This is a genomic window from Streptomyces deserti, assembly GCF_054782695.1.
On sequence record NZ_BAAGRZ010000001.1, the window covers coordinates 1139013 to 1150752 of the forward strand.

General features: G+C 70.8%; 9 protein-coding genes and 2 pseudogenes. 8 read left to right on the forward strand and 3 right to left on the reverse strand.

Going from position 1 to position 11740, the window contains the following annotated elements; all coding sequences use genetic code 11:
- Nucleotides 1-30: 30 nt before the first annotated feature.
- Complete coding sequence (locus ACYVMZ_RS05090) at nt 31-531, forward strand: GNAT family N-acetyltransferase (RefSeq protein WP_461075823.1); 501 nt, start codon at nt 31-33, stop codon at nt 529-531.
- A gap of 98 nt (nt 532-629) precedes the next feature.
- Nucleotides 630-1193, forward strand: coding sequence for a dihydrofolate reductase family protein (locus ACYVMZ_RS05095; RefSeq protein ID WP_461075825.1), 564 nt, complete (start codon nt 630-632; stop codon nt 1191-1193).
- A 362-nt stretch (nt 1194-1555) separates the two neighbouring features.
- Here ACYVMZ_RS05095 and ACYVMZ_RS05100 read toward each other — a convergent pair whose 3' ends face one another.
- Nucleotides 1556-2611 carry a LacI family DNA-binding transcriptional regulator gene (locus ACYVMZ_RS05100; RefSeq protein WP_461075827.1) on the reverse strand — a complete coding sequence of 352 codons (1056 nt, stop codon included), beginning with the start codon at nt 2609-2611 and terminating at the stop codon, nt 1556-1558.
- 405 nt (nt 2612-3016) lie between these two features.
- Between ACYVMZ_RS05100 and ACYVMZ_RS05105 the strand changes: the two genes are divergently transcribed.
- The 6 genes and pseudogenes from ACYVMZ_RS05105 to ACYVMZ_RS05130 form a co-directional block, all read left to right on the forward strand.
- Entirely contained in the window at nt 3017-4321 is a 1305-nt protein-coding gene (locus ACYVMZ_RS05105; RefSeq protein WP_461075829.1) for an ABC transporter substrate-binding protein, read from the forward strand.
- A gap of 5 nt (nt 4322-4326) precedes the next feature.
- Complete coding sequence (locus tag ACYVMZ_RS05110) at nt 4327-5343, forward strand: carbohydrate ABC transporter permease (RefSeq protein WP_461076353.1); 1017 nt, start codon at nt 4327-4329, stop codon at nt 5341-5343.
- A gap of 11 nt (nt 5344-5354) precedes the next feature.
- Complete coding sequence (locus ACYVMZ_RS05115) at nt 5355-6260, forward strand: carbohydrate ABC transporter permease (RefSeq protein ID WP_461075831.1); 906 nt, start codon at nt 5355-5357, stop codon at nt 6258-6260.
- A 156-nt stretch (nt 6261-6416) separates the two neighbouring features.
- Nucleotides 6417-7853 carry a GH1 family beta-glucosidase gene (locus ACYVMZ_RS05120; RefSeq protein WP_461075833.1) on the forward strand — a complete coding sequence of 479 codons (1437 nt, stop codon included), beginning with the start codon at nt 6417-6419 and terminating at the stop codon, nt 7851-7853.
- 120 nt (nt 7854-7973) lie between these two features.
- Nucleotides 7974-8118: pseudogene (locus ACYVMZ_RS05125) on the forward strand (type II toxin-antitoxin system VapB family antitoxin); the annotation flags it as partial.
- A pseudogene (locus ACYVMZ_RS05130) lies at nt 8117-8326 on the forward strand (PIN domain-containing protein); the annotation flags it as partial. The pseudogenes ACYVMZ_RS05125 and ACYVMZ_RS05130, both read left to right, overlap by 2 nt.
- Nucleotides 8327-8336: 10 nt before the next feature.
- Here the strand turns inward: ACYVMZ_RS05130 and ACYVMZ_RS05135 are convergent.
- Together ACYVMZ_RS05135 and ACYVMZ_RS05140 are read right to left on the reverse strand one after the other, a co-directional pair.
- On the reverse strand, nt 8337-10382 hold the full coding sequence (locus ACYVMZ_RS05135; RefSeq protein ID WP_461075835.1) for a beta-galactosidase: 2046 nt from the start codon (nt 10380-10382) through the stop codon (nt 8337-8339).
- Nucleotides 10379-11731, reverse strand: a complete 1353-nt coding sequence (locus ACYVMZ_RS05140; RefSeq protein WP_461075837.1) for a glycoside hydrolase family 36 protein — start codon at nt 11729-11731, stop codon at nt 10379-10381. Before ACYVMZ_RS05140 ends, ACYVMZ_RS05135 begins: the two co-directional genes overlap by 4 nt.
- Between the last annotated feature and the right edge of the window lie 9 nt (nt 11732-11740).

Below are 11740 nucleotides of genomic sequence, written 5' to 3' on the forward strand. Positions count from 1 at the left end.
CGGCTGATTCCCGTTGCGGGGAGGTCGGTCGTGCGCGCCGAGACCATCCCCACCGCCCGCCTCGACCTCCTCCCCCTGCGCGTCGAGCACGCCGCCGAGATGGCCGCCGTGCTCTCGGACCCCGCGCTGCACCTCTTCATCGGCGGCGCGCCCCACTCCCCCGAAGCCCTCCGCGCCCGCTACGAGCGTCTCGTCGCCGGCTCCCCCGACCCGTCCGTCTCCTGGTGCAACTGGGTGCTGCGGCTCCGCGCCGGACAACGCCTCGTCGGCACCGTCCAGGCCACGATCGCCGCGGACCGCGACGCGGAGATCGCCTGGGTGGTCGGCACGCCGTGGCAGGGGCGCGGGTTCGCCTCCGAAGCGGCACGGGGGCTCGTCGACTGGCTCGGGCGACGGCACGTCCGTACGGTGGTCGCCCACATCCACCCCGACCACCTGGCCTCGGCCACGGTCGCCGCGGCGGCCGGACTCACCCCGACCGAGGAGGAGCAGGACGGGGAGACCCGGTGGCGGCTGGAGCTACGTCCCTGATGCCGTCGGGGGACACACGTGGACCCCCTCGCCGCTCGCGACCCCGAGCCGGCGTTCGGCGGTCGTACGGTCGAACCCGTTACCGAGGAGGACCTCTGATGCGCCGCGTGACCTATTCGATGAACATCTCACTTGACGGCTACATCGTTGGGCCGAACGGCGACTTCGACTGGACGGCACCCGACGAGGAGGTCTTTCGCTTCTGGATCGACGAGATTCGACAGGTCGGCGTCCACCTGTTGGGACGACGGCTGTACGAGACGATGTTGTACTGGGAGACCGCCGACCAGGATCCATCGCTCGACGAGGCAATGCTCGAGTGGGCGGCGCTCTGGAAGCCGCTTCCGAAGGTGGTGTTCTCGACCACGCTGTCGGCGGTGCAGGGCAATGCCCGCCTGGCCTCCGGCGGCCTGGCGGAGGAGATCGAGCGGTTGCGAGCCGAGCCGGGGCAGGGCGACATCGCGATCGGCGGCGCGACTCTCGCCGCCGAGGCGGCCGCGTTGGGTCTGATCGACGAGTACCGGGCCATGGTCTACCCGGTGCTGGTCGGCGGTGGCATTCCGTTCTTTCCCCAACGCGAGCGCCGGGTGGATCTCGAACTCGTCGAGACCCGCCCCTTCAGCTCGAGAGTCGTCTACCTCCGCTACCGCGTGGCACGTTAGCCGGCTCGTCCGCCGAGCCCTGGGAACCGGGCTCGACGTCGGAGACCCACAACGGGGCGCCGTCCGGAGCGGACAGGAACTGCACGCCCGCCGAACGCCTTGTGCTTCCTGCTGAACCACAGGTCGTTGCCGTTCTCACGGACGACGGTGAGACGGTCCGACTCGATGAGCGTGCCGTCGAGGATCACGTAAGTCATCCCCGGCGGCCTGGGATGCCTCCGCCGACTCCCGTACGCTCCGTCCGAGTCGGACGCCGTACGACACACAGCCCGAGTCCTGGTCGCGGAACGGAACACCTCGCCCACCGAGCGGAGGTACGGCTCGACCGACGGCCTCGGAGATGTCCAGGAGCGGATGCCCCGTCACGACGACATGCGCGGCACCAGCTCGGTCGGCAGCACCACCTGCCGCCGCTCCAGCCCCCGGGACACGGGCGGGCGGCGGTCGGCGATCTCGGTCAGGAGGAGGTCGATCATCCTGCGGCCCATCTCCTCGATGGGCTGGCGGACGCTGGTCAGCGGCGGCTCCATGTGGCGGGCGATGGCGGAGTCGTCGTAGCCGACCAGCGCCACGTCGTCGGGGATGCGGCGGCCCGCCTCGCGCAGGGCCTGGCGGGCGCCGGCCGCGGTGACGTCCGAGGCGGCGAAGACGGCGTCCAGGTCGGGGTGGCGGTCGAGCAGCGCGGCCATCGCCCTGCGGCCGCCCTCCTCCGTGAAGTCGCCCGGCTCGATGAGGAGTTCGTCCACCTCGTGGCCCGCGTCGCGCAGGGCGTCGCGGTAGCCGTCGATGCGGCGCTGGGCGCCGTAGACGTCGAGGCGGCCGGTGATGTGGGCGATGCGGCCGCGGCCGCGCTCCAGGAGGTGTTCGACGGCCTGGCGGGCACCGCCGTAGTTGTCGGAGTCGACGGAGGCGAGCGTCTCCCCCGCCGACCGGGGGCCGCTGATCACCGCGGGGATCTCCAGCTGGGCGAGGAGGTCCGGCAGGGGGTCGTCCGCGTGCACCGAGACCAGCAGGACGCCGTCGACGCGGTGGGCGGCCAGGTACTGGGCCAGCCGCTGCCGCTCCCGGTCGCTGCCCGCGAAGATCAGCAACAGCTGCATCTCCGTCTCCGACAGCTCGGAGCCGACGCCCTTGAGCATGTCCGAGAAGTACGGCTCCGCGAAGAACCGGGTCTCCGGCTCGGGCACGACCAGGGCGATCGCGTCCGTGCGGTTGGCGGCCAGGGCGCGGGCGGCCGTGTTCGGGACGTAGCCGAGCTCCGCGACCGCCGCCTCGACGGCCGCGCGGGTCGCGTCGCTGACCCGGGGCGAGCCGTTGATCACCCGGGAGACGGTGCCGCGGCCGACACCGGCGCGCGCCGCCACCTCTTCGAGGGTGGGCCGGCCACCGCTCCGGCCTCGCGCTCCATGGCTTGCCATTGGGCTCCGCCCTCCCGTCGTATGTCACGCTGGCTGGAATGTAACAGTCCCCTCAGGGGCGCCGACCCCCTCGGGTGCCAGGGCCGTCGTACCACCTGGCACCGGCTCCGACGGCCCTGTTCCCGGGCGCGGGACAGGATGAAACGAGTCAACCCGAGTCGCACCGGCACCGCCTCTCGCGCCCAGTTAACGGCCCGATAACTGAACGCACTTCTCCGCGTCCGGTCCCTTGACACCCCCGCGCCGAGCGGCGAGTCTTCAACACATCACTGGTGGGAGCGCTCCCACGGTACCTGACACATACACATCCCGCACGTTCCCCGCCCGAGCCGCAGCGAGTAAAAAGGGCCCAACCATGCCGTTGGCCGGGGTGGTCGGCACGTCAGGGCAACAGGAGGACCTCAGATGCGAGCACGTAAGGCGGTAGTGCTGGCGGCCGTCGCGTCGCTGGGCGCCGGGCTGCTGGCCGGCTGTGCCGACGACGGCGGCGACAAGGACTCGAACTCGTCGGGCGGCGGCGGCAAGACCGTCATCAGCCTGGGTCTCTTCGGCACCTTCGGCTTCAAGGAAGCCGGTCTCTACGCCGAGTACGAGAAGCTCAACCCGAACATCAAGATCCAGGAGAACGTCACCGAGCGGAACGAGAACTACTACCCGGCGCTCGTCAACCACCTGACCACCAACAGCGGCCTGATGGACATCCAGGGCGTCGAAGTGGGCAACATCGCCGAGGTCGTGAGCACGCAGGCGGGCAAGCTCGAGGACCTGTCCAAGGCGCCGGGTGTGAAGAAGGACGACTTCCTGGACTGGAAGTGGCAGCAGGCCACCACCAAGGACGGCCAGACGATCGGTCTCGGCACCGACGTCGGTCCGATGGCGATCTGCTACCGCAAGGACCTCTTCGAGAAGGCCGGGCTGCCCACCGACCGCGACGAGCTGGCGAAGATGTGGGCGGGCGACTGGAAGAAGCTGGTCGAGGTCGGCCAGGAGTACAAGAAGAACGCCCCCAAGGGCACCACCTTCATGGACTCCCCCGGTGGCCTGATGAGCGCCATCCTCAGCAGTGAGAAGGTCCGCTTCTACGACGAGTCCGGCAAGGTCATCTACAAGGACAACCCGGTCGTCAAGGACGCCTTCATGCTGACCGCGCAGGCCGCCGAGGACGGGCTGGTCGGCGCCCAGTCCCAGTTCCAGCCGGCCTGGGACACCACGATCGCCAACAGCAAGTTCGCCGCGATGTCCTGCCCGCCGTGGATGCTCGGCTACATCGAGAGCAAGTCCAAGCCGGAGGCCCAGGGCAAGTGGGACGTGGCGACCGCGCCCAAGTCCGGCAACTGGGGCGGCTCCTTCCTCACCGTGCCGAAGAGCGGCAAGAACGTGAAGGAGGCCATGAAGCTGGCCGCCTGGCTGACCGCGCCCGAGCAGCAGGCCAAGCTGTTCGAGAAGCGGGGCAGCTTCCCGAGCACGCCGACCGCCTACGACATGCCCGCGGTGCAGAACGCGAAGAACAAGATGACCGGTGACGCGCCCATCGGCAAGATCTTCGCCGAGGCGGCGAAGACGAGCCCGGTCCAGGTCATCGGGCCGAAGGACCAGATCATCGGGTCGAGCCTGAACGACAACGGCCTGGTCCTGGTGACGAAGGGCAAGTCGCCGGAGGAGGCCTGGGAGACGGCGACCAAGACCATCGACAACAACCTGGACAAGTGACCCGTATGGCCGCCCGTCACGACACCGCCGCGCCCCCCGCGAAGGAGGGGGGCGCGGCCCCGGCCCGCCCGGCCTCCGGCAAGGGGTCCGCCCCGGTGGACGAGCGCCGCCGGGCCCGGCTGTCCCGCCGCTGGCAGCGGGACGTGCGCTGGAGCCCGTACGCCTTCGTCTCGCCGTTCTTCCTGCTGTTCGTCGCCTTCGGTCTGTTCCCGCTGATCTACACGGGCTGGGCCTCGCTGCACCAGGTGGAGCTGACGGCGCCCACGGACATGAACTGGGTGGGGCTGCGCAACTACACCCGGATCTTCGACGACGACTTCTTCTGGAACGCGGCGAAGAACACCCTCACCATCGGCATCATCTCCACCGTTCCGCAGCTGCTGATGGCCATGGGCATCGCCCACATCCTCAACTACAAGCTGCGCGGCTCGACCTTCTACCGGGTCGTCATGCTCGCGCCGTACGCGACCTCGATCGCCGCTGCCTCGCTGGTGTTCGTGCTGCTCTTCGGGCGCGACTACGGCATGATCAACTGGGTTCTGAACCAGGTCGGCGTCGACCACATCGACTGGCAGAACGACAAGTGGCCCTCCCAGATCGCCGTTTCGACGATCATCATCTGGCGCTGGACCGGCTACAACGCGCTGATCTACCTGGCGGCGATGCAGGCCATCCCGCAGGACCTGTACGAGTCGGCGGCCCTGGACGGGGCCAACCGCTGGCAGCAGTTCTTCCATGTGACGCTGCCGTCGCTGCGCCCGACGATCCTGTTCACGGTCGTCGTGTCGACCATCGGCGCCAGCCAGGTCTTCGGCGAGCCGCTGCTGTTCGACGCGAACAAGGGCGCCTCGGGCGGTGCGGAGCACCAGTTCCAGACGCTGGGCCTGTATCTGTACGAGCAGGGCTGGGTCAACCAGCACCTGGGCCGGGCCTCGGCGATCGCCTGGACGATGTTCCTGATTCTGATCGTCGTCGGCATCGTCAACTACGTCATCTCGCGCCGGCTGCGCGCCAGTAGTTAAGGAGTTCGGCCGTGACGACGACTGTGACGCCCCCCGGCACCACGCCCGCCAAGGAGCAGAAGCGCTCGCGCCTGCCCAAGTCCGCCCGGGCGGGCGGGACGCTGCACGCCGGCCCGATCGCGTACGTGATCCTGGCCCTGTTCACCATCGGCTCGCTGTTCCCGCTGGTGTGGACGGCGATCGCGGCCTCCCGGGACAACCAGCGGCTGGCGGAGACCCCGCCCCCGTTCTGGTTCGGTTCCAACCTCTTCAGCAACCTGGAGATCGCCTGGCGGGACGCCAACCTCGGTGAGGCGTTCCTCAACACCACGATCGTGGCGGGTGTTTCGGCGGCGACGATCGTGTTCCTGTCGACGATCGCCGGGTTCGCCTTCGCCAAGCTGCGGTTCAAGGGCCGTAACGCGATGATGCTGATCGTGATCGGCACGATGATGGTGCCGCCGCAGCTCAGCGTGATCCCGCTGTACATGATGGTCGCCAAGCTGGACTGGACCGACCAGCTGCAGGCGGTGATCTTCCCGTCGCTGGTGAGCGCGTTCGGTGTGTTCTTCATGCGGCAGTACCTGCTCCAGGCGCTGCCGGACGAGATCATCGAGGCGGCCCGCGTGGACGGCGCGAGCAGCTGGCGCGTGATCTGGCACGTGGTGTTCCCGGCCGCGCGGCCGGCGATGGCCGTGCTCGGCATGCTGATGTTCGTGCAGGCCTGGAACGACTTCCTGTGGCCGTTCCTGGTACTGACCCAGACCGGCAACCCGACCGTGCAGGTCGCGATCGCGGGCCTGGGCCGCGGCTACACCCCCGACCAGTCCCTGATCATGGCGGGTGCCCTGTTGGGTACGCTGCCGCTGCTGATCGTCTTCGCGATCTTCGGCAAGCAGATCGTGGGCGGCATCATGCAGGGCGCGGTCAAGGGCTGAGGCTCCGCATCCGCAGTTCACGGGGGCCGGGTCACCGCCGCCTCGGCCCCCTTCCCTTCCCCTCCCTTCCCCTCCCTTCCCCTCCCTTCCCTTCCCTTCCTTTCCCCTCCCCCCTTCATCCGTCGGTCTCCGACGACCACCAATGGGAGCGCTTCCATGCCTGACTCCGAGAAGCCGGTGACCCCGGTGACCTTTCCTTCCGCCTTCCTCTGGGGCGCCGCGACCTCCGCGTACCAGATCGAGGGAGCGGTGCGGGAGAACGGCCGCACTCCGTCGATCTGGGACACCTTCAGCTATACGCCCGGCAAGACGGCCGACGGCGACACCGGTGACGTCGCTGTCGACCACTACCACCGCTACCGCGAGGACGTGGCGCTGATGGCGGAGCTGGGCCTGAAGGCCTACCGCTTCTCCATCTCCTGGTCGCGGGTGCAGCCGACGGGCCGGGGCCCGGCCGTCCAGCGCGGCCTGGACTTCTACCGCCGCCTGGTCGACGAACTCCTCGCGCACGGCATCAAGCCGGCCATCACCCTGTACCACTGGGACCTCCCCCAGGAACTGGAGGACGCGGGCGGCTGGCCGGAGCGCGACACGGCGCACCGCTTCGCCGAGTACGCGCAACTGGTCGGCGAGGCGCTCGGCGACCGCGTGGAGCACTGGATGACGCTCAACGAGCCGTGGTGCAGCGCCTTCCTGGGCTACGCCTCCGGCGTCCACGCCCCCGGCCGTACGGACCCGGCGGCCTCGCTGCGTGCCGCGCACCACCTCAACCTGGCGCACGGTCTGGGCGCCTCGGCGCTGCGGTCGGTGATGCCGGCCCGCAACCAGGTCGCGATCGCCCTCAACTCCGCGGTGGTACGGCCCCTTTCGCAGGACCCGGCGGACCTGGCCGCGGCCCGTAAGATCGACGCCCTGGCCAGCGGCGTCTTCCACGGCCCGATCCTGCACGGCGCCTACCCGGAGGCGCTGTTCGAGGCCACGTCGGCGGTCACGGACTGGTCTTTCGTTCTCGACGGCGACCTGGCGCTGATCAACCAGCCGCTGGACGCGCTGGGCCTGAACTACTACACGCCCACGCTGGTCTCGGCGGCGGACCCGGCCGCGAAGGGCCCGCGGGCGGACGGGCACGGGGCGAGCGAGCACTCGCCGTGGCCGGGCGTGGACGACGTCGCCTTCCACCAGACCCCCGGCGACCGCACCGCGATGGACTGGCCCATCGACCCGACGGGCCTGCACGAGCTGATCATGCGCTACACCCGTGAGGCCCCGGGCCTGCCCCTCTACATCACCGAGAACGGCGCGGCCTTCGACGACAAGCCCGAGTCGGACGGCACGGTGCGCGACCCCGAGCGCATCTCCTACCTCCACGGCCACCTGTCGCAGGTCCGCCGCGCCATCTCCGACGGCGCGGACGTCCGCGGCTACTTCCTGTGGTCCCTGCTGGACAACTTCGAGTGGGCGTACGGCTACGGCAAGCGCTTCGGCGCGGTGTACGTCGACTACGCGACGCTGGAGCGCACACCGAAGTCCAGCGCCCACTGGTACGCGCGGGCGGCGCGCACGGGGACGCTGCCGGAGGTGGAGGCGGTTTAGCCACTGCGGGGGTGGGGGACGGGGCGCGGCACAAGGGGAGTGCCGCGCCCCGCGCCTGTCGGCGCCTTCACCATGAATCTCCCGGGATATGCACTCGTTGATATCAGGGGAGGTGCTCCGATGAGCCGCACAGTGATCGACCTCGACGACGACCTACTGGCCGACGTGGCCAAGGCCCTCGGCACGAGCACCAAGAAGGAGACCGTCAGCCCTGCGAGAAGTGCTGGAGAACCGGCGACGGGCGCTGGCCCTCGCTCGCCTGCGACGACCGCGCCTACGACCGCGCCTGGCAGGTCCAGGAGGCGCTGGCCGAGCGTGGACACCATCGCGGTGCCGGGCCCGTGGATCTGGTCGTCGCCGCGACCGCGGAGTTGCAGGGGCTCACCCTCCTGCACCGCGATCGCGACTTCGAGTGCATCGCCGCTGTGACCGGCCAGGCCCTCCAGTGGTACGGGCCCGAGGCCGGTAAGTAACCGTTCGTGGTCAGCGCGGTTCCCGTACGACCGCGGCGTCCCCTGCCTGGACCGTGACGACGTCACGCTCGATCCGCCGGCCCGTCAGCAGTTCGGTCGCGCCGGCCGACACGGTGACCTCGGCGTCCTGGTCGCCGTGGTTGATCAGGAACAGGTAGTCGGCGTCCGAGCCCCGCCGCAGCACCGCCTCGACGCCGTCGGGCGTCGTGCGCACGGGCTCCACCCCCGCCTCCGTGCGGATGCGGTCCAGCAGCGCCGCCAGGGTCGCCGGGTCCGGGTGGGTGGCCAGGTACCAGGTGGTGCCCGTGCCGTGGGTGTGACGGGTGACCGCCGGGACGCCGACGAGCGCGGCGAGATGGGGGTACCCCCGGCCGGGGGCTGAAGGAGGGCCGGACGTGTACGACGTCACGGCCTGGGCGCCTGCCAGTCGGACGCGTTCCGACCAGAGGGTCGCCGTGCCGCCTCCGTCAAGGCCCAGCGTCTCGTCCGGCAGCAGCGGGAACAGCTCGTCGGTGCGGACGCCGAGCGCCTCCCGGAACGCCCCGGGGTAACCCCCCAGCCGCACATGGCAGTTCTCGTCGACCATGCCGCTGTGGAAGCCGACCGCGAGGGTGCCGCCCCGCTCGGCGAAACCCGTCAGGTTCGCCGCGCCGGCGTCGTCGACCAGGTAGAGGCTCGGTGCCAGGACCAGCCGGTACGGCGACAGGTCCGCGTCCGGGCGGACGAAGTCCACCGCCACGCCCGACCGCCACAGCGGCTCGTACCAGGAGCGGACCAGGTCCAGGTAGCGGACCGACTCGCTCGGCTGGGAGGGGAGTTCCAGGGCCCAGCGGGCGTTCCAGTCCCAGACGACGGCCACCTCGGCCGTGCCTGTGCTGCCGCGCACCTCAGCCAACGCCCGCAGGTCCGCTCCCAGTCGGACCACGTCCCGCCATATCTGACTGTCCGTGCCCGCGTGCGGCAGCATCGCCGAGTGCCACTGCTCGGCGCCCGCCTTGGCCGCCCGCCACTGGAAGTACGCGATGCCGTCCGCGCCGCGCGCCACATGGGCGAGGGCGTTGCGCCGCAACTCCCCCGGGCCCTTGGCGCGGTTGACCGGCTGCCAGTTCACCGCGCCCGTGGAGTGCTCCATCAGCAGCCACGGCCGGCCGCCCGCCAGGGACCGCACCAGATCGCCGCTCAGCGCGATGTCGATCTCCGACTCCGGGTCCGTGGAGCGCAGGTAGTGGTCGTTGGAGACGATGTCCAGCTCGGGGGCCCAGCGCCAGTAGTCGAGCGCGTCGAAGTTGTACATCACCATGAAGTTGGTGGTGGCGGGGATCGACGGGGCCGCCTCGCGCAGGACGTCCCGTTCCGCCGTGTACAGCGACAGCAGCTCGTCGGAGCAGAAGCGGCGCCAGTCCAGCTGGTGGGCCGGGTTGGGGACCGCGCCCGTCGGGCGCGGGGGCAGGATCTCCTCCCAGTCGTAGTACCACTGGCTCCAGAAGGTGGTGCCCCAGGCGTCGTTCAGCGCCGCCAGGTCGTCCGCGTACCGCGCCCGCAGCCACCTGCGGAACGCCGCCGCGCTGGTGTCGCAGTAGCACTCCGCGTTGTGGCAGCCGTACTCGTTGTGGACGTGCCACATCACGACCGCCGGGTGGCCGGCGTAGCGCTCGGCCAGCGCGCGGGTGATGCGCAGGGCGGCCGTGCGGTAGGCCGGGCTCGACGGGCAGAACGTCTGGCGGCTGCCGTACGACAGCCGCCGCCCGTCGCGGTCCACCGGCAGGGCCTCCGGGTGCGTGCGGAAGAACCACGCGGGCGGGGCCGCCGTCGGGGTCGCCAGGTCGGCCGCGATGCCGTTGTCGTGGAGCAGGTCCAGGATCCGGTCCATGCGGGAGAAGTCGTACGTGCCCTCGGACGGTTCCAGCAGCGCCCAGGAGAAGATACCGACGCTGACCATGGTCACCCCGGCCTCGCGCATCAGACGCATGTCCTCGGCCCAGACCTCCTCGGGCCACTGCTCGGGGTTGTAGTCGCCGCCGTAGGCGAGGCCGGGCAGGGACAGTTCCCGCTTCATCGGGCGGCTCCCGACAGCAGGCGGCGGGTCGTCGTCACGCCCCACTCGTCCAGGGACAGCAGGCGGTCGCTGGAGGCCATCAGGCCGCCGGTGGACTCCACGTGCGCGGCCCAGCGCTCGCGGGTCTCCACCGCGGGGCGGGCCATGAGGCAGTCGGGGTCGTTGATCCAGAGGCGGCCGTGCTGCCACTGGCGGCCGGCACCGGTGAACTCGGCCGGGTCCTGGCCGGGTTGGCTGTAGTCGTCGGCCTCGGGGCGGCGGTGCGGGGCCGTGTCCGGGCTGACCCGCATCGCGTCGAACAGGCCGAGGGAGGGCAGGATCGGGGCGCCGCAGCCCAGCAGGTACGACTCCGGGCCGATCGCCTCGCGGATCAGTGAAATGCCTTCGCGGTACGCCGTGAGGGCGTCGACGTCCGCGTGGCGTACGCCGTCCAGGGCGCCCGCGTACAGGAAGTCGACCTTGAAGTAGTCGTAGCCCTCGGCGCGCAGGGTCGCGAAGACGCCGGTGAGGTACGCCGCCGCGTCCGGGTGCGTGGTGTCCAGGACGCGCAGGTCGTGGCCCCAGTTGCGGCCGGCGTGCGCGAAGCCGCCGCGGCCGTCGCGGACCAGCCAGTCGGGGTGCTCGGCGGCCAGGTCGCTCGTCGGGTCCACCAGGAACGGTGCCGTCCAGATGCCGGCCCGGCGGCCCCGCGACCGGATCCGGTCCGCGATCCCGGCGCGGGAGCGGAAGCGGCCGGAGAGGGTGAGCCAGTCGCCGAGGGCCTTCTGGTAGCCGTCGTCGATCTGGACGACGTCGACGGGCAGGTCGAGGGTGTCCATCGCGCGGAGGTTCTCGTGGATGTCGTCCTCGGTGACGGCGGTGAAGTACTCGTACCAGGAGCACCAGACCGTCGGAGCCGGGCGGGGCGCCTCCAGCCCCAGCCCACCGGCCCAGTCGGCCAGCACCGACTGGATGTTCGTGCCCGTCCACTCCTTCACCGTCCCGTCGGCGCTGACCTCCGCCACGCCGTCGCGTACGGCCAGCCGGACCGACGGCACCTCGCGGGTCGGCTCGGCCGCCGCCCACAGCCGGACCGGTGAGCCGTCGCCGGGGTCGAGTGCGAGCAGGCCCTCGCCCTGGAAGGTGCCGGCGGGGACGGTGACGCCGGGGCGGTAGCAGACGGTCGCCCAGTTGTCGTTGGCCGGGCGGTGGGGGCGCCCCCTGCTCGAGCGGAGCCGAGAGCTCGGGGGAGGCGTCGCGTCGAGGGCGTAGGCGCCGCTGGGGCTCCAGGACTGCCAGCCCTCCTCGTGGACGCGAGCCGCACGTACGTCCACGGGCACGGAGGCGACGGGGGTGAAGGGGTGGTGCACGGAAGGTTC